The 19432-nt window shown below is 51.8% G+C and carries 12 protein-coding genes, 1 tRNA gene and 3 rRNA genes; 4 read left to right on the top strand and 12 right to left on the bottom strand.

Going from position 1 to position 19432, the window contains the following annotated elements; translation table 11 throughout:
• Window positions 1-39: 39 nt before the first annotated feature.
• Entirely contained in the window at window positions 40-2019 is a 1980-nt protein-coding gene (locus tag E7745_RS06665) for a fumarate reductase/succinate dehydrogenase flavoprotein subunit (RefSeq protein ID WP_107032022.1), read from the top strand.
• A gap of 30 nt (window positions 2020-2049) precedes the next feature.
• The gene (locus E7745_RS06660; protein WP_123398307.1) at window positions 2050-2805 is read left to right on the top strand and encodes a succinate dehydrogenase/fumarate reductase iron-sulfur subunit; all 756 of its coding nucleotides are present in this window, start codon (window positions 2050-2052) and stop codon (window positions 2803-2805) included.
• Between the two features lie 249 nt (window positions 2806-3054).
• Here E7745_RS06660 and E7745_RS06655 read toward each other — a convergent pair whose 3' ends face one another.
• Both E7745_RS06655 and E7745_RS06650 read right to left on the bottom strand, forming a co-directional pair.
• Window positions 3055-3777, bottom strand: a complete 723-nt coding sequence (locus tag E7745_RS06655) for an N-acetylmuramidase family protein (RefSeq protein ID WP_123398306.1) — start codon at window positions 3775-3777, stop codon at window positions 3055-3057.
• Between the two features lie 283 nt (window positions 3778-4060).
• Window positions 4061-5521 (bottom strand): aminoacyl-histidine dipeptidase, encoded by a 1461-nt coding sequence (locus E7745_RS06650; RefSeq protein WP_136408507.1) that lies wholly within the window; start codon window positions 5519-5521, stop codon window positions 4061-4063.
• Between the two features lie 124 nt (window positions 5522-5645).
• On the opposite strand from E7745_RS06650, the gene E7745_RS14825 reads away from it, so the two are divergent.
• Together E7745_RS14825 and E7745_RS06645 are read left to right on the top strand one after the other, a co-directional pair.
• A complete protein-coding gene (locus E7745_RS14825) occupies window positions 5646-5837 on the top strand; it encodes a hypothetical protein (RefSeq protein ID WP_160630580.1) in 192 nt (63 codons plus the stop codon).
• A 40-nt stretch (window positions 5838-5877) separates the two neighbouring features.
• Window positions 5878-6492 (top strand): OmpH family outer membrane protein, encoded by a 615-nt coding sequence (locus tag E7745_RS06645; RefSeq protein ID WP_160630581.1) that lies wholly within the window; start codon window positions 5878-5880, stop codon window positions 6490-6492.
• Window positions 6493-6602: 110 nt separating this feature from the next.
• Here the strand turns inward: E7745_RS06645 and cysK are convergent, their stop codons facing one another.
• The 10 genes from cysK to E7745_RS06595 form a co-directional block, all read right to left on the bottom strand.
• Window positions 6603-7550, bottom strand: coding sequence for a cysteine synthase A (cysK, locus tag E7745_RS06640; protein ID WP_136408505.1), 948 nt, complete (start codon window positions 7548-7550; stop codon window positions 6603-6605).
• 102 nt (window positions 7551-7652) lie between these two features.
• A complete protein-coding gene (locus E7745_RS06635) occupies window positions 7653-9134 on the bottom strand; it encodes a TrkH family potassium uptake protein (protein ID WP_136408504.1) in 1482 nt (493 codons plus the stop codon).
• Between the two features lie 7 nt (window positions 9135-9141).
• Window positions 9142-10476 carry a Trk system potassium transporter TrkA gene (gene trkA, locus E7745_RS06630; protein ID WP_136408503.1) on the bottom strand — a complete coding sequence of 445 codons (1335 nt, stop codon included), beginning with the start codon at window positions 10474-10476 and terminating at the stop codon, window positions 9142-9144.
• A complete protein-coding gene (gene dxs, locus E7745_RS06625; RefSeq protein ID WP_136408502.1) occupies window positions 10473-12410 on the bottom strand; it encodes a 1-deoxy-D-xylulose-5-phosphate synthase in 1938 nt (645 codons plus the stop codon). Before dxs ends, trkA begins: the two co-directional genes overlap by 4 nt.
• The gene (locus tag E7745_RS06620; RefSeq protein ID WP_107032016.1) at window positions 12385-12573 is read right to left on the bottom strand and encodes a hypothetical protein; all 189 of its coding nucleotides are present in this window, start codon (window positions 12571-12573) and stop codon (window positions 12385-12387) included. Before E7745_RS06620 ends, dxs begins: the two co-directional genes overlap by 26 nt.
• A 42-nt stretch (window positions 12574-12615) precedes the next feature.
• Window positions 12616-13959 (bottom strand): adenylosuccinate lyase, encoded by a 1344-nt coding sequence (purB, locus tag E7745_RS06615; RefSeq protein ID WP_136408501.1) that lies wholly within the window; start codon window positions 13957-13959, stop codon window positions 12616-12618.
• 242 nt (window positions 13960-14201) lie between these two features.
• Window positions 14202-14310 (bottom strand): 5S ribosomal RNA (rrf, locus tag E7745_RS06610).
• A 163-nt stretch (window positions 14311-14473) separates the two neighbouring features.
• Window positions 14474-17383 (bottom strand): 23S ribosomal RNA (locus E7745_RS06605).
• 187 nt (window positions 17384-17570) lie between these two features.
• A tRNA-Ala gene (locus E7745_RS06600) sits at window positions 17571-17644 on the bottom strand.
• A 159-nt stretch (window positions 17645-17803) separates the two neighbouring features.
• A 16S ribosomal RNA gene (locus E7745_RS06595) occupies window positions 17804-19336 on the bottom strand.
• Together the 16S, 23S and 5S rRNA genes with 1 tRNA gene alongside form the textbook arrangement of a ribosomal RNA operon.
• Window positions 19337-19432 lie beyond the last annotated feature (96 nt).

The following is a 19432-nucleotide window of genomic DNA, read 5'->3' as shown; positions in this document are numbered from 1 at the left end:
ATCAAAAACCTTGAGGGCATGATTGACTCTACCCCCATCATGAAGGATTACGCCGACATCGAATCCTCAGCCTTACCTGAATATCAGATCGACTCCAAGATCCCCGAAGGGCCCCTCGCCCAGAAATGGACAAACTATAAGGCACATCAGAAACTCGTCAACCCCGCCAACAAGCGCAACCTCGACGTGATCGTGGTCGGCACCGGTCTGGCAGGCGCCTCTGCCGCCTCGACCCTCGGCGAACTCGGTTTCAACGTGCTCAACTTCTGCATCCAGGACTCACCCCGCCGCGCCCACTCCATCGCAGCCCAGGGCGGTATCAATGCAGCAAAAGACTATCAGAACGACGGCGACTCCATCTATCGCCTCTTCTATGACACTATCAAGGGCGGCGACTTCCGTTCACGCGAAGCCAACGTCTACCGTCTTGCCGAAGTGTCAAACAACATCATCGACCAGTGTGTGGCACAGGGCGTTCCTTTCGCCCGCGAATACGGAGGTCTGCTCGCCAACCGCTCGTTTGGCGGCGCACAGGTTTCACGTACATTCTACGCCAAAGGCCAGACCGGCCAGCAGCTCCTTCTCGGTGCCTACGCCTCACTCAACCGCCAGATCAAGAAAGGCACAGTGAAGTCGTTCAACCGCCGCGAAATGCTTGACGTGGTTATCATCGACGGCCGCGCCCGCGGTATCATCGTCCGCAACCTCGTCACCGGCGAGATCGAACGCTACGCAGCCCACGCAGTAGTACTCGCCACCGGCGGCTACGGCCGTGCATTCTTCCTCTCAACAAACGCTATGGGCTGCAACGGCTCGGCCGCTGTCCAGGCTTTCAAGAAGGGTGCCTACCTCGCCAACCTCGCCTTCACCCAGATCCACCCCACCTGTATCCCCGTCCACGGCGAAGATCAGTCTAAACTGACCCTCATGAGCGAATCGCTCCGTAACGACGGCCGCATCTGGGTTCCCAAAAAGAAAGAAGACGCCGAAGCCATCCGCGCCGGCAAGAAAAAGCCCACCGATATCCCCGACGAAGACCGCGACTTCTATCTCGAACGCCGCTATCCGGCATTCGGTAACCTCTGCCCCCGTGACATCGCCAGCCGTGCCGCCAAGGAACGCTGCGACGCCGGCTTCGGTGTAGGTACAGGCAACGCCGTATATCTCGACTTCAAGTATGCCATCAACCGTCTGGGCGAAGACGTGGTCCGCGACCGCTACGGAAACCTCTTCGACATGTATCAGATGATCTCTGATGACAATCCCTACGAAACCCCGATGATGATCTTCCCCGCAAGCCACTACACAATGGGCGGTATCTGGGTAGACTATGAACTGCAGACTTCCGTCAAGGGTCTCTTCGCAATCGGCGAATGTAACTTCTCTGACCACGGCGCAAACCGTCTCGGCGCATCAGCCCTCATGCAGGGCCTTGCCGACGGCTACTTCGTGCTCCCCTACACTATGCAGAACTATCTGAGCGATCAAATCAAGGTGCCCCACTTCACTACCGATGCCAAGGAATTTGACGAAGCAGAAAAGGCAGTCCGCACCCGCATCGACAAACTCATGGCCATCAAGGGTACCAAGTCACCCGACCAGATCCACAAGCGACTGGGCCATGTGATGTGGGATCTCGTAGGTATGGGCCGCACACTCCAGAGCCTCGTCAAAGCTCTTGACGAGATCGAAGAAGTTCGCAAGGAATTCTACTCTGACCTGCGCATCGTAGGCCGTGCCGATGATCTCAACACCGAACTCGAAAAGGCTCTCCGCCTGGAGGACTTCCTTGTAATTGCCAAGATGATGGCTATCGACGCCCTCAACCGCAACGAATCATGCGGCGCTCACTTCCGCGAGGAATATCAGCTCGCCGACGGCGAAGCCGCTCGTAACGACAAGGACTATATGTATGTCAGCTGCTGGAAATACACCGGCGACAACGAAAAGCCCGTGCTTCTCAAAGAACCCCTCAACTACACCGAGATCAAGGTTCAGACCCGTAACTACAAATCATAATCCTCCCCACACCAAAACATTGTAAGTAAAATGGAACATACTATAAATGTAAACCTCAAGATTTGGCGTCAGCGTGGTCCCAAAGAGCCGGGTTCATTCCAGACCTACCGCGTGGAGAACGTCTCAACCGGAAGCTCTTTCCTTGAAATGCTCGACATGCTCAACCAGCAGCTCATCGACCGCAACGAAGAGCCCGTAGTTTTTGACAGCGACTGTCGCGAAGGTATCTGCGGCATGTGTTCTCTCTACATCAACGGACACCCCCACGGCCCCGTTCAGGGAATCACCACCTGCCAGCTCCACATGCGCAAATTTAACAACGAGGACACCATCACCATCGAACCCTGGCGCTCGGCCGCATTCCCCGTTGTGCGTGACCTCATGGTCAACCGCAACGCATTCGACCAGATCCAGCAGGCCGGCGGCTACGTTTCGTTCAACTGCGGCGGAGCTCCTGACGCCAACAGCCTCCCCATCTCTAAGGAAGTGGCTGACATCGCTATGGACTCCGCTACCTGCATCGGCTGCGGCGCCTGCGTGGCTGCCTGCAAGAACGGCTCGGCCATGCTCTTCGTCAGCGCAAAGGTAAGCCAGTTCGCACTCCTGCCCCAGGGTCAGGTTGAACGTGCCCGCCGCGCGCGCGCAATGGTCAACAAGATGGACGAACTCGGATTCGGCAACTGTACCAACACCGGTGCCTGCGCAGCCGAATGTCCCAAGAACGTTCCTCTGAGCAACATCGCCCGCCTCAACCGCGAATTCATCAAAGCCAAGTGTGCTGACTGATCGCCCGGTCTCACCGCACTGACGGCATAAGAAACACCATCTGATGCGCCCTTGGGTCTTTTCACAGATCCAAGGGCGCATCTCTTTCAGCCGTAAGCGCTATGTCAGGGCACACACTCCACGCATGATCACTGCGAAAATCAGCCGGACGCACTGCATCCGGCTGATTTCATGCTGCATTGTCAGAAAAAAACGGGTTAGAGAATGAATGCGTGTGTGCCAGAAGCACTTTTCTGACAATAGTCCATCTTATTTGCTGTGACGGCTGTAGGCTTGGGCCATACGGGTGTGATAGGCGCGTTTGGCATATCCGGGGCCATTGTAGCCGCGGGCAAATGCAGCCCAGTTTTTGGTCTTCAAGTGTTTCACAAGTCCGGTTGTACTGATGAAACTGGCAAACATGTCAAGCTGGTCACGCTCTGACCGTGACATGCGGCAGACAAAGTCATCAAGGCTTTCGGCCCCGCATTTTTTCCAATTGAAACCGCCAATCTGAAACATACCCCAGAAAGTACCTTCCACAGCGGCATTATGATTGATCGATTTGGCGGCCTCCAGCCTCTTGTGGGCACGAGACTGCGATCCGCGTGACGACGCGAACACAACAGAATGTGATTTGCTGTATTTCGAAAGATTCACACCGCGCCTTGTGGCGAAACGGCGAAACATTGAGAGATCAAAATTGATCAGCGGTTTGCCTGGAGAAGCAAAGCCTTCGTGTGTGCGCCCGGCTTCGATCTCGACCACAGCCTTGATGGCTGCTACCTCGACTCCGAGCTCCGCGGCCACTTCTTCGAAATCGGCTTCGGTCAGTGTCAGAATAGTGTCGGTAGGGAGCATCATCAGATCGCATCCCTGTGTAACGGCCGTCAGAGAGTCAGCGGCTTGATGCTGCGAACTGTTGTCGGTCATTGAAAATAGAAGCGACGAGAGGAGAATGGAGAGCGAAAAGAGAATTAATCGTCGTGACATGAAAAAATGAATTGATGAAACATCGGCAGCACCCTCCGGCGCGGCCCTTAGCTAAAGCGTGTCAGAAAGGAATGAAAGACACACTGATATTATAGACGCTTCAGAAGCGTAAAAGTTTAGAGGTTTTTTAAAACAACCTCTGAGTCATTCATAGAAAACCACGCCTTCACGGCGCTCCGTAAGGAGAAAGAATAGTGGCCTCCTCCGCCTGGAGCAGGCGGAGGAGATGCCACCTTATATTATAAGTAACGTCTGACTGCTGTCATCAGAAATGCAGCCCGTATTACTTCTTGAGTTCGCCTACCTTTTCAAGGGTCCGCTTGAGCTGACCCCAGAAACGTTCTACAGCCGGAATGTACATGCTCTCGGAAGGAGAATGCACATCGCGCAGTGTCGGGCCGAATGAAACCATGTCGAGGTAAGGATACTTGGTGAGGAACAGACCGCATTCCAGACCGGCATGAATGGCCTTGATGGCAGGTTCAACTCCATAAAGCTCCTTATAGGCGTCGCGTGAAATCTTCATGATCGGCGATTCGAGATTGGGCTGCCATCCGGGATAGCCGTCGCCATGTTCTACACGTGCGCCTGCGAGCAGGAAGACTGCCTCAACCTGACGGGCGATGTCCCATTTGCGTGACTCTACAGAGCTGCGCTGACTGGTGGTCACCACGATTGTATTGTCAGGAGCCATCTTCACTGATGCGAGGTTGGTCGAGGTTTCGACAAGGCCTTCGAGTTCACGGCTCATGGAAACCACTCCGTGGGGAGCGCCATAGACCGCGCGGATAAGATTGAGCGATGTCTGCTGGTCAATGGTGAATTCGGGGGTGTCGACACTTTCCATTGTAATCTTGAGACCGGGTTCCACGCCCTGATACTCGTTTTCCAGATCAGCGATATAGTGGTTGAGCATGGTACGCACTTCTTCCTTACGTGAAGTGTGGACACCGATCACTGCATGTGCGGCACGCGGAATGGCGTTGCGCAGATTGCCGCCATCAATTTCAGAAACCACAACCTCATGCTTGCCTGAAAGCATGAAAAGGAAGCGGGCAAGGAGCTTGTTGGCGTTGGCGCGGCCAAGATGAATGTCACCGCCTGAATGGCCGCCGTTGAGGCCTTCGACATTTATCTTGAAATACATGAAATCAGTCGGAGCGAACGAGCGGTTGTAAGTGAAGAAAGCCTGGGTATCAACACCTCCGGCACATCCCACAAAGATCTCGGCATCATCCTCTGAGTCGAGATTGAGAAGCATAGTGCCTGAAATCATATCCTCACCGAGATTGTTGGCACCGGTCATACCGGTCTCTTCATCGACCGTAAAGAGAGCTTCGAGCGGACCATGCTCATAGCTGTCGTCGATCAGAGCGGCGAGAGCTGCGGCCATACCGATACCGTTGTCAGCACCGAGAGTTGTGCCCTTTGTGCGCACCCAGTCGCCGTCGATCACCACGGGGATCGGGCTGTTGGCAAAATCGAAATTCTTGTCATTTGACTCGCAAACCATATCCATGTGGCCCTGCATGATGACTGTAGGAGCATTTTCATGGCCGGGAGTAGCCGGCTTGGTGATGACTACGTTGCCAACCTTGTCGGTTTTCACTTCAAGATTGTGGGCTTTCGCGAAATCCAGCAGATACTGGCGGATTTTCTCTTCCTTCTTTGAAGGACGGGGGATCTTGGTGATCTCGTCAAAAATCGCGAACACCTCGCGCGGCTGAAGATCTTTGATTTCCATATCGGGTAATTAATTAGTGTTAAATTTTATGGATTTACCGCACTAAATTATAAAATAAAATTGATATACGCGCAAAAATATCGCGCAAATTGCTACTTTTGCATCGTAAAAGTCCAAATTGACAATGAAAACCTTGTTCATCACAGTCATCTTAGCTGTTGTTCTCATCGGAATCGCGATAGTTGCACTGGGGATCAAAGTGCTGTTTGTCAAAGGCGGACGTTTCCCCTCAGGTCATGCTCACGATCTTCCTGAACTGCGCCGAAGAGGTATCGGGTGCGCCCACGGCGGCGCTGACCGTAAGCAAAAACGTTAATATCATTTATATACAGTACATATACACCTATTTTCTTCACATGAACAAGTTAGCAATATCAGCTTCATCGCTGCTTCTAAGTTTCATGGCCCTCAGCACCACTTCCTGCAACGGCACATCATCAACCGAAGCCGCCGCCGATGCCAACACCCCGACAGCAGCAGCCGATAGCGATAGCTCTCCGAGCATCAACATCCGCTACATCGACTCAGATTCGCTGATGACGCACTACAATCTGGCAAAGGATTTTCAGGAAGCATCCATGCGTGCCGTCTCTAAAATTGAAGGTGCCCGCCAGTCAAAGACAACTGAAATTCAGAAATTCGCAGCTGCTATCGAGCAGAAGGGCCGTAGCAACGGCTATCTGACCGAAGCAAGTTACAATGCCGACATGCAGAAACTTCAGAAAATGCAGTCTGACGCAGAAAACTATCTTGCAAATCTCAGTCGCAATACCGAAAACGAGCTCGCACAGCAGCAGCTCCAGCTCAACGACTCGATCGAAAACTATATCAAGATCTATAACGCATCTAAAGGCTACGATGCAATCCTCTTCAAAGCCGCAGGCGTTTACTTCAACCCGGCTCTTGATATCACAAGCGAGATTATCGAAGGCCTCAACGCCCGCTACAATAAAGTAGGCGACGCAAAATAAGACATCTGTAAGCCAAATCAAACAATACAGAGAAAGGGTTGTTTCCCCATGAAATATAATCGGGAAGCAGCCCTTTCTTACAGCATAAGGTTTCTGACCTTGATTTCTCATCATAGTGGATACTCGTCAAACGCATAGAGGACTGTTGACAGATAGCGTTCGCCGGTATCCGGAAGTATCGCCACTATGGTCTTGCCTTCGTTTTCTTTCTTACGGGCCTCACGTATAGCACCCGCAAGTGCGGCTCCTGATGAAATGCCAACCAGCAGACCTTCTTTCTCAGCAAGCAGTCTGGATGCTTTTATGGCTTCATTGTCAGGGATGGCAATGACTTCATCAACAACCGATTCATTGTAGTTTCCGGGGACAAACCCCGCTCCTATGCCCTGGATTTTGTGCGCACCGGCCTTACCGCCTGAGAGCACCGGAGAGCTTGCCGGTTCCACGGCCACGGTTTTTATAGCCGGATTATGTTCTTTCAGCACTTCAGAAGTGCCGCTGAGAGTGCCTCCGGTTCCAACTCCAGCCACAAATATATCCACCTCGCCATCTGTGTCTCTCAGTATTTCCAAGGCTGTGCTACTCCGGTGAGCCTCCGGATTGGCGGGATTCTCAAATTGCTGGAGTATGATCGCTCCCGGATTCTGTTCCTTCAGTTCACCGGCCTTTCTTATGGCACCTTTCATTCCCTCGCTTCCCGGAGTAAGCACAATTTCGGCTCCAAGCGCCTTGAGCAGATTCCGGCGCTCTATGCTCATGGTTTCAGGCATTGTCAGTATGAGTCTGTAGCCTTTCACCGATGCCACCCAGGCAAGGCCGATGCCGGTATTGCCGCTTGTCGGTTCTATGATCAGTGTCTCCGGAGTCAGAATCCCTTTACGTTCGGCATCTTCAATCATGGCCAGTGCGATGCGGTCTTTGACACTACCACCCGGATTGAACGACTCGATCTTCACAAGGATACGCGCTTTTAGATTCTCAGAAGCGACAATGTTGTTCACTTCCATGAGCGGAGTGGAGCCTATAAGCTCTGTGAGGTTTTTATAAATCTTTGACATACTATATGAATTTTGTTGGAAATCTATCAACGTCTGATAATGCAAAATTACAATCAGACTTATTTCCTGTCAATACCATATTAATGGTAATTGTTCACAGACTCACTTCTTCCAGAAGGTAGGTGTAAACAGAATCAGTACCGTGAACAGTTCCAGACGGCCTATCATCATGATCAGTGCCAGCAACCATTTGCCAAGATCAGGCACAACGGAATACGATCCGCCATATCCGGTGACACCGGCACCGAGTCCGGTATTGCTTATGCAGGAGAACGCTGAGAAAAACGAATCGACAAGCGGCAGCCCCATTGCTGTCAGCAGTATGCCGCCTACCATTATTATCATTACATAAAGACAAAGGAATGCGATTACTTTTGACACTGTTTCGTGAGGGATCACACGGTCATTGACTCTTACGGTGAGAATATTGTTGGGGTGGATAGAGCGCACAATCTCGTTGCGGCAGTTTTTGAGCAGATAGATCAGACGGTCAATCTTGGCGCCGCCGCTGGTCGAGCCTGCACATGATCCGAAAAACATCAGCGCGAAAGCAAGCGAAAGCACAAAAGTGCCCCATGACGAGAATGCCGATATCTCATAGCCGGTAGAGGTTATGGTCGAGATTATCTGGAAAAGCGGATCGAGTGTCACCGACTTGACTGAATGTACCTGACCGTTTTTGATTATCGCGATTACAAAAAGCAGATAGCAACCTATGATTATGCCCACGTAAGTCCTGAAAACATCGTTGCGCCAGATAGGTTTGAATTCGCCGTGAGCCGCACGATAGAGCAACACAAAACTCGTACCGCCCAGAAACATAAAAACAGTCATCACGATCTGTATATATACCGAATCCCATGCTTCGATGCTGTCATCAGCTGTAGAAAATCCTCCGGTCGACATGGTGCTGAACGAATGACACAGCGCTTCGAATACATTCATCGGCCCTATGATGAGCAGGACAAACAGCACTGCTGTAAGTACTATATAGATAAGCCACAGACCTTTGGCTGTCTGCGATATACGCGGACGCAGTTTGTCATGTGTGATCCCTGTCACCTCTGCGTTGAACATCTGCATTCCGCCTGAGTGATTCAGCATCGGGACCACGGCAAGGGTGAAAAGTATGATACCCATGCCTCCGATCCACTGCATCAGACTACGCCAGATTACAACCCCGTGGCTCAGATGGCTGATCGAGCTTATGACAGTGGCTCCGGTGGTGGTGAATCCCGACATTGCCTCAAAAAAAGCATCTGAAACAGAAAGAGGGTCTTTTTCCATAAGCATGAAAGGAATCATGCCGAAAATCGAGAAGAAGACCCACACAAGGGCTGTAAGCAGAAAGCCCTCGCGTTTTGCCATGCGCTGACTCCGCGGACGGATGCAAAATGTCATCAGAGAGCCTGCTGTCAGCGTAAGCCCCATAGTAAAAAGGAAATTTATCCAGTCTCTTTCCTGATATATCAGAGAAGTAACCAGGGGAACTGACAAAAATGCTCCTTCTATGATCAGAAGCAGTCCGATGATACGGAGAAGCACCCTGAAATTGATCGTCGATGCAGAGTCTTTGAATCTCATTTACGACTTACTTAAATAATTTTTCAACTTTATGCAGCAGACCGTTTAGAGTGAACACGACCACTCTGTCGCCGGGAGCTATGACAGTATTACCGGACACAAGCTGTCCTTTACCGTCTCGGATAAGACCGGCTATGGTCATGTCGCGCGACAGGCGGAGGTCCTTCACCTGGCCGCGGGTTATTTTCGAGCCTTCGCGGGCCACGATTTCCGCGACTTCCGCATCAGCGAGTGCCAGACATTTTGAGGTCGAAGTGTCGCGGTCGAGAAGCATCTGGAAAATTCTCGACGATGCCAGCAGTTTCTTATTTATTATGGTTCCGATATTGAGTCCCTCGGCTTCAGAGATGAACTGCAGGTTCTCAACTTCGGCTATGGTCTTCACCACACCCAACTCTTTTGCCGAAAGACATGTGAGAATATTGGTCTCGCTGCTGTCAGCCAAAGCAATGAAGGCATCCATGTCGGAAATTCCGGCTTCAAGCAGGGCATCGGTATCACGGGCATCGGCATTGATGATATGAGCGTCAGGACAACGTTCAGACAGTCTGAGACATCTGTCTCGGTCTATGTCCATGATCTTGAAATTGAATTCATCGCTAGCCATCGCACACAGGCGTATGGCAATGCGGCTGCCTCCCATTATGAGCACATCGCGTATCTTGCGCTGCTTTTTGCCGCAGAGGTCCACAAGCGAGTCAACATGATCACGACGGGTCATGAAATATACAATGTCATTGCACTGCAACTTGTCAAAACCGCCTGGAATAATAGTCTCATGATCTCGCTTTATGGCAGCCACATGGAAATTATGGTCCATCACACCGAGATCCTTGAGCTGCATTCCTACCAACGGCGCATTGTCACGCAGTTTCACCCCGACGAGAATCAACTCGCCGTTATGAAGCTCAAACCAATGGCGCACCCAATTGTGGCGCAATGCCTGAATGATTTCCATCGCTGCGAGATATTCAGGATAGATCATGTCATCAGCACCGATGTGGCTGAAGAATTCCCGGTTGACCGGATCTTTGAATTCGTAGTTGTCGATTCGGGCCACTGTCTTTTCGGCACCAAGGCTCTTGGCTATGGCACAGGCCACGATGTTGCGGGTCTCGAAAGGAGTCACTGCGATAAACAGATCGCAACCCTCTACCCCGGCCTGTTTCAGCGTTGTGAATGAGGTAGGCGATCCTCTGAAAGTCAGAAGATTGTAATTGGCATCGAGCATTGCGAGTTTTTCGCCGTCGCTGTCAACCACAGTTATATCCTGCTCCTCGTTCGAAAGAAGTTTAGCCAGATGGGTGCCAACCTCTCCAGAGCCTGCTATCACTATTTTCATTCAGTAGGAGTGCTGTCGGTTTGAGTTTTGATATACGATTCCTTTATCGCCTGGAAGATCCCGTCTGCGTCAAAGCCACACAAATGGTGAAGCTGAGCCGGTGTGCCCTGTGATATGAATCTGTCAGGGACGCCGAGACGTCTGATATGCTGGGCCGAACCAAGATCTGACAGCATCTCTGTCACTGCACTGCCCAGACCGCCTTCTGAAATGCCGTCTTCAACTGTGATCACCGGACACCCCTTTTCTGCGATTTCACTTACAATTTCGGCATCAAGTGGTTTCACGAAAATCATATCATAGTGAGCCACTCTGATATCCAGTTCCTTCTCGGCTCTCTTGATCGCTTCAGTGACTTCAGATGCTATAGGGCCGGTGCTGAGAACCGCAATGTCATTTCCGTCCCGCAGTTTCTCTCCTTTACCGATCGGCAAAGTCCGCATAGGCTCTTTGACTGACTCCTCAGCCCTTCCGCGCGGATAGCGGATTGCAATCGGCCCGTCAAAATCCTGAGCGGTAAGCATCAGGTGGCGCAGATAGTCAAGATTGCGCGGCGAAGCTATGGTCATGCCGGGGATAGCCCGCAGGTAACTAAGGTCAAAAACTCCGTGATGCGTGGCACCGTCCTCTCCGACCAGACCTGCCCGGTCAAGACAGAAGACCACAGGGAGTCCCTCTATCGCCACGTCATGTATGATGTGGTCAAAGGCTCTCTGCATGAAAGAGGAATAGATAGCCACATAGGGCTTCATACCCTCCTTGGCAAGACCTCCGGCAAATGTCACGGCATGACCTTCGGAAATGCCTACATCAAAGGTTCTTTCCGGAAAAACCTGCTGAAGCCTGTTCATAGAAGTTCCTGACAGCATTGCCGCGGTCACGCCTACAATCCTGTCATTGGACCGGGCCAGCTCCACAAGCGTGTCGCCGAACACCTGCTGATATTTCGGCGGACGCCCTGCTCCGTCTTTCAGTATCTCTCCGGTTCCGACGTCAAAACGTCCCGGTGCATGCCATGTCGACGGATCTTTTTCTGCCGGTTCATAGCCTTTGCCCTTTATTGTACGGAGATGAAGTATGCGCGGACCCGGAAGATCTTTTATATCTTCAAGCACACTGACCACCGTCTGGAGATCATGACCGTCAAACGGACCGAAATACCTTATGTTCAGGCCTTCGAAAATATTCTGCTGCTTTGTCAGGAGTGACTTCAGACTATTGTTGAAACGCATGATCATTCCTTTGCCTGAGTCAGTCACAAGCTTATGGCGGCGCAGGAAACGCGAAAAGCGGTAACGCAGATTGTTATATGCCTTCGAAGCTGTCAGATGAGCCAGATAGGTGTTGAGCGAACCGACAGGTCTGTCAATCGACATGTCGTTGTCATTAAGAATGATCAGCAGATTCGAATTCGAATTAGCTGCATTGTTAAGCCCTTCGAATGCAAGCCCTCCGCTGATCGAGGCATCGCCGATGACGGCCACCACATGGCGCGGAGGCACATCTTTCCGGAGCGAACTGGCCACAGCCATACCCAATGCAGCTGAAATAGAGTTGGAGGCATGGCCGGCCGTGAAGGTGTCATATTCGCTTTCTTTCGGATTAGGGAAACCGCTCAGGCCGCCAAGAGTTCGGTTTGTCTCAAAGCGGTCACGACGTCCGGTCAGCAGTTTATGGCCGTAAGCCTGATGCCCGACATCCCACACAATCCTGTCATAAGGAGTGTTGAACACATAATGCAAGGCTACGGTCAACTCTACCGCTCCCATGCTCGATGCGAAATGTCCGGGATGAGACGCAAGCGAGTTGATCAGAAACGAACGCAGCTCGGCACAGACTTTCGGCAGCTCGTCAACGGGCAACCTGCGCAAGTCGGCCGGCGAATCTATGCCTGACAACAGCGGATAGTCAGCCTTTACTGTTTCGTTTTCCATTCTTGACATACTTTTTATAAAGAGGAACCCAGACCACTATGCCTGAACAGATGACTATAAACGCCACCCAAAGAGTGAACGGCTGTGAAGCTATCACCAGATAACACAGAGCCAGCCACAGAACGGCAATAAAGCCAAAGCGTATTTTAGTCGAGGTATCCATTATAAATTTTTTTTTTTACCACACTGTGCTTGTCGGGGGAAATCAATACCCTGTGTAGCTGTGCGGCGAGAGTTTCTTAAGCTCGTCCTTCACTTCAGGCGAAACCTCAAGAGTGTCGATAAACGCGGCAATGCTTTCGGCTGTCACAGCGCTGTTGGTACGGGTTAGCGCCTTCAGTGTTTCATAAGGCTTCGGATAGCCTTCACGGCGGAGCACAGTCTGGATGGCTTCGGCCACAACGCTCCAGGTATTGTCAAGGTCGGCGTCAATGGCTGCCCGGTTAAGGAGCAGTTTGCCGAGACCTTTCATTGTTGACGCTACTGCAATCAGAGTATGGGCCAGAGGCACACCGATGTTGCGCAGTACAGTCGAGTCGGTAAGATCACGTTGCAGACGTGAAACCGGAAGTTTGGTTGCAAGATGGCCGAATACGGCATTCGCAATGCCGATATTGCCTTCTGAGTTTTCAAAGTCGATCGGATTTACTTTGTGAGGCATGGCCGAAGAGCCTACTTCTCCTTCCTTGATCTTCTGCTTGAAGTATTCCATTGAAATGTACATCCACATGTCACGGTCGAGATCAAGGATTATATTGTTGATGCGGGCCAGAGCGTCGAACACAGCCGCAAGATTGTCATAATTGGAAATCTGCGTGGTATATTCCTCACGTTCGATACCAAGTTTTTCGCTCAGGAATTTAGCGCCGAAAGCCCTCCAGTCAATCTCAGGGAAGGCACAAAGATGCGCGTTGAAATTGCCTGTAGCTCCACCGAATTTCCCGGAGATAGCCACCGAATCGAGCGCTTCAAGCTGACGGCGCAGACGATAGCTGAACACTTTGATTTCCTTGCCCAGGCGTGTAGGCGATGCCGGCTGTCCGTGAGTCTTGGCAAGCATGGGTATTTCATACCACTCATCGGCTCTTTCTTCAAGATGCTCGATAAGTTCTACGATGCGCGGGCGATATACTCCTTTGAGCGCATCAGCGATTGACATGGGCACCGAAGTATTGTTGATGTCCTGCGAGGTGAGGCCAAAATGTATATACTCCTTGGTCTTTTCAAGTCCGAGCACATCAAATTTTTCTTTGAGGAAATATTCAACCGCCTTCACATCATGGTTTGTAACACTTTCGATCTCCTTGATGCGAAGAGCGTCTTCAACCGAAAACTGTTCATAGATGGCACGTAACTTACCGAAGACATCAGCGGGCACTGAAGCCAGCGCAGGCAACGGCAGTTCACACAGAGCTATGAAATACTCGATTTCTACTTTAACCCTATAGCGGATAAGCGCATATTCAGAAAAATATTCGTCCAGGCGCTCACATTTTCCGCGATAGCGACCGTCAACCGGCGAAATAGCTGTCAGTTCAGTAAGTTTCATGATTTTTAATAACTATGATTGTCAGTTAAAACGTATTTGCTGCAAAATTACAAAAAAAGCGACATATAACCGAGATTCAGCCCCTACAAAATCATCAGGCCCGACAAATGCCGGAGCCTTGGAGCAGATAAGCACCTTGGAGCAGATAAGAGTCTTTCCGAAGCAGAGTAATTGCAGAAGAATGGATATAAAAAAAGCGGGCCGGAAGCTGTTTCTGTGACAGGATCCGGTCCGCGGTTTAGAGGGGGCGGTTATCTACTTTCCCACTTTCGTAGTATCATCGACGTGGTGAGGTTTAACTTCTCTGTTCGGAATGGGAAGAGGTGGAGCCCTCACGCTATGGCCACCTTAGTATCGTTAAAAAAGAGGTGACTGGAAGCGAAGCTGATGTTCTTCAGCTATCTCGCGAGTTTGTATTTCAGACGCTCTGAACTGAACCAGAGGCTTTGTTATCGTTTGCCGTTGCTTTGATGTTCTGCCGGCTGAAATTGTTTTTGTTTGTTTGGGATTGCTCCCAAGAAAGGGTTTGGGCGATTAGTATCGCTCGGCTGTGTACGTTACCGCACCTGCACCTGCGACCTATCTACGTCTTCGTCTTAAACGGCCCTTATGTGGAGATCTTATCTTGAGGGGGGCTTCGTGCTTAGATGCTTTCAGCACTTATCCTTACCCGACGCGGCTACCCGGCGGTGCTCCTGGCGGAACAACCGGTAAACCGGAGGTCGGTCCAACACGGTCCTCTCGTACTAGTGTCGGGGCCTCGCAAATCTCCTGCGCCCACAACAGATAGAGACCGAACTGTCTCACGACGTTCTGAACCCAGCTCGCGTGCCACTTTAATAGGCGAACAGCCTAACCCTTGGGACCTTCTCCAGCCCCGGGATGTGACGAGCCGACATCGAGGTGCCAAACCACTCCGTCGATATGAGCTCTTGGGAGGGATCAGCCTGTTATCCCCGGAGTACCTTTTATCCTTTGAGCGATGGCCCTTCCATGCGGAACCACCGGATCACTATGCTCTAGTTTCCTACCTGTTCGACTTGTCTGTCTCTCAGTCAAGCGCGCTTGTGCCATTACACTCTGCGGCCGGTTACCAATCGGCCTGAGCGCACCTTTAGAAGCCTCCGTTACGCTTTTGGAGGCGACCACCCCAGTCAAACTACCCACCAAGCAGTGTCCGCGCCGATGCGCGTTAGAAACCAGATGTGCAAAGGTCAGTATTTCAACGTCGACTCCACGATGACTGGCGTCACCGATTCTCTGTCTCCTGACTATCCTACACATCGCACACCCGGTCACAGTGCTAAGCTGCAGTAAAGGTTCACGGGGTCTTTTCGTCCCGTTGCGGGTAATCGGCATCTTCACCGATACTACAATTTCACCGAGCTCACGGTTGAGACAGTGTCCGGATCATTACACCATTCGTGCAGGTCGGAACTTACCCGACAAGGAATTTCGCTACCTTAGGACCGTTATAGTTACGGCCGCCGTTTACCGGGGCTTCAATTCAATGCTTCTCTTGCGATGACATCTCCTCTTAACCTTCCGGCACCGGGCAGGTGTCAGGCTGTATTCTTCATCTTTCAATTTCGCACAGCCCTGTGTTTTTGTTAAACAGTTGCCTGGACCTATTCTCTGCGCCCCTCCCGTGAAGGAGGGGACCCCTTATCCCGAAGTTACGGGGTCAATTTGCCTAGTTCCTTAACCGTGAATCTCTCGAGCGCCTTGGTATGTTCTACCCGACCACCTGTGTCGGTTTGGGGTACGGGTCCCTTCAGGATTAAGTTTAGCGGATTTTCTTGGGAGCCTGATTACCTCCGCTGTCGGATTGCCACGGGGGCTCTCCGTACTGTCCCGTTTCAGCATCTGAGGCGGATTTGCCTGCCTCAGATATACCTACGCGGTTTAACGTGCTATTCCGTCAGCACGCGGGAGTGTCACTTCTCCGTCTCCACGTCACTCCTGAAGGGAGTAACGGAATGTTGACCGTTTCTTCCATCGGCTGCGCCTTGCGGCTGTGCCTTAGGTCCCGACTGACTCTGATCCGATTAGCGTTGATCAGAAACCCTTGGTCTTGCGGCGAGGGGGTTTCTCGCCCCCTTTGTCGTTACTTATACCTACATTTGCTTTTCCGGGACCTCCAGCCAGGCTCGCGCCTGACCTTCTGCGGCTACCGGAATGCTCCCCTACCAATCGACGGATGAACCGTCAATTCCACGTCTTCGGCACCGGACTTATGCCCGATTATTATCCATGCGGGATCACTCGACTAGTGAGCTGTTACGCACTCTTTAAATGAATGGCTGCTTCCAAGCCAACATCCTAGCTGTCCTTGCAATCCCACCTCGTTATTGTCTTCAACTTAGCCCGGATTTGGGGGCCTTAGACGGTGGTCTGAGTTGTTCCTCTCTCGGACGCGGACCTTAGCACCCGCGCCCTCACTCCCGGGGATCGTGCCGTGGCATTCGGAGTTTGTCAGGACTTGATAGGCGGTGAAGCCCTCGCATCCTATCAGTCGCTCTACCTCCACGGTACTGCGCCCGAGGCTGCACCTAAATGCATTTCGGGGAGTACGAGCTATCTCCAAGTTTGATTGGCCTTTCACTCCTACCCTCAGGTCATCCGAAAGCTTTTCAACGCTTACCGGTTCGGTCCTCCAGTGGGTGTTACCCCACCTTCAACCTGCCCAAGGGTAGATCACTTGGTTTCGCGTCTACCGCCGCTGACTAGATTGCGCCATATTCTGACTCGCTTTCGCTTCGGCTCCGTCCATCCGTGGACTTAGCCTCGCCAACGACGGTAACTCGTAGGTTCATTATGCAAAAGGCACGCCGTCACTGCACGAAGCAGCTCCGACCGCTTGTAGGCACATGATTTCAGGGTCTGTTTCACTCCTCTGTTCGAGGTTCTTTTCACCTTTCCCTCACGGTACTGGTTCGCTATCGGTCTCTCGGTAGTATTTAGCCTTACGGGATGGTCCCCGCGGATTCGGCCAGGATTTCTCGTGTCCCGGCTTACTCAGGTGCCGTCTCTGTCAGTCGTCTGTTTTCGCCTACGGGGCTGTCACCCGCTGCGGCGCCCCTTTCCAGAGGCTTCGGCTAACTTCAAACTGTCCATTTGCTGACGGTCCTACAACCCCGGTCAGTGCCTGAACACCGCCGGTTTGGGCTCTTGCGCGTTCGCTCGCCACTACTGGCGCAATCATTGGGTTATTTTCTTTTCCTTTGGGTACTGAGATGTTTCAGTTCCCCAAGTTCGCTTCTTCCATTCGGAAGATACTGCCTGTTCGGGCAGTGGGTTGCCCCATTCGGAAATCTGCGGATCAAGGGATATTTGCTCCTACCCGCAGCTTATCGCAGCTTATCACGTCCTTCGTCGCCTCCGAGAGCCCAGGCATCCTTCATGTGCCCTTCTCTCCTTTCTTTATGACCTTAGTTTTCAATCGGTTCGAACATCACGCGGCTCGCTCTCTGAAATTGTTCAGTCTTTTGTCTGATTTCAGAAACGCGAAGTTTGTTACCTCGTGTTTCGCTTGATTTGATTTACTCGTTGTGTTTGCTTGAAGATTGTATCTTCTTCGCTTCCAATATGTCAATGTCCTCTTTTTTGAGTGGAGAATAACGGATTCGAACCGTTGACCCCCTGCTTGCAAAGCAGGTGCTCTAGCCAGCTGAGCTAATCCCCCTTTTAGCCGGAAAAAAATTCCGGTTATAAGGTCAATAGAACGCTGAAAGCAGTACCGGAGCATCTTCCGGCTTGTCACTCTTTTCATAAGTCAGTCGCTGCGGACATCTCCGGTCCGGGAGTTTCGGGAAACTGACGCTTGGCGTTGTTTCCGCTCCAGAAAGGAGGTGTTCCAGCCGCACCTTCCGGTACGGCTACCTTGTTACGACTTAGCCCCAGTCACCAGTTTTACCTTAGGGCGCTCCTTGCGGTTGCACACTTCAGGCACTCCCGGCTTCCATGGCTTGACGGGCGGTGTGTACAAGGCCCGGGAACGTATTCACCGCGCCATGGCTGATGCGCGATTACTAGCGAATCCAGCTTCATGGAGTCGAGTTGCAGACTCCAATCCGAACTGAGACAGGCTTTCAAGTTCCGCTTTGCGTCGCCGCATTGCTTCTCTCTGTACCTGCCATTGTAACACGTGTGTCGCCCCGGACGTAAGGGCCGTGCTGATTTGACGTCATCCCCGCCTTCCTCACAGCTTGCGCCGGCAGTCTCGCCAGAGTCCCCAACTTGACTTGCTGGTAACTGGCGATGGGGGTTGCGCTCGTTATGGCACTTAAGCCGACACCTCACGGCACGAGCTGACGACAACCATGCAGCACCTCGACACAGGCTCCGTAGAGCTACCTCCTTTCAAAAGTATTCCTGTGTCGTTTGAGCCCGGGTAAGGTTCCTCGCGTATCATCGAATTAAACCACATGTTCCTCCGCTTGTGCGGGCCCCCGTCAATTCCTTTGAGTTTCACCGTTGCCGGCGTACTCCCCAGGTGGAATACTTAACGCTTTCGCTGTATCACTCAGGGATCATTCTCCCCGAACAATTAGTATTCATCGTTTACTGTGTGGACTACCAGGGTATCTAATCCTGTTCGATACCCACACTTTCGTGCATGAGCGTCAGTTGAGCGCCGGTATGCTGCCTTCGCAATCGGAGTTCTGCGTGATATCTATGCATTTCACCGCTACACCACGCATTCCGCATACTTCTCGCTCACTCAAGAAAACCAGTTTCAACGGCTCGAAGAGGTTGAGCCTCTCAATTTTACCGCTGACTTGATCTTCCGCCTGCGCACCCTTTAAACCCAATAAATCCGGATAACGCTCGCATCCTCCGTATTACCGCGGCTGCTGGCACGGAGTTAGCCGATGCTTTTTCTTCGGGTACTCTCGGAACGCCACGCGTGGCGTCTTTTGCTCCCCGACAAAAGAGGTTTACAATCCATAGGACCGTCTTCCCTCACGCGACTTGGCTGGTTCAGGCTCGCGCCCATTGACCAATATTCCTCACTGCTGCCTCCCGTAGGAGTCTGGTCCGTGTCTCAGTACCAGTGTGGGGGACCTTCCTCTCAGAACCCCTACGCATCGTCGCCTTGGTGGGCCGTTACCCCGCCAACTAGCTAATGCGCCGCATGGCCATCCGTAGCCGGTGTTACCCTTTAAACTCCATGAGATGCCTCTCGGAGTTATTACGCGGTATTAGACGGAATTTCTTCCGCTTATCCCCCTGCTACGGGCAGGTTCCATACGTGTTACTCACCCGTGCGCCGGTCGCCGGCGGAAGTATTGCTACCTCCCCGCTGCCCCTCGACTTGCATGTGTTAAGCCTGTCGCTAGCGTTCATCCTGAGCCAGGATCAAACTCTTCGTTGTTGTCTATATATTTTTCTTTTCTTCTTTATTAAAAAAAGCAAAGCTAAAATACAGGCCGTTTGTTCTGTTATTTCTTTTGCTTTCACAGAAACAACC

The sequence above is a fragment of the Duncaniella sp. C9 genome, assembly GCF_004803935.1.
Lineage (GTDB): Bacteria > Bacteroidota > Bacteroidia > Bacteroidales > Muribaculaceae > Duncaniella > Duncaniella muris.
This window is presented reverse-complemented; position numbering and strand designations above follow the sequence as displayed.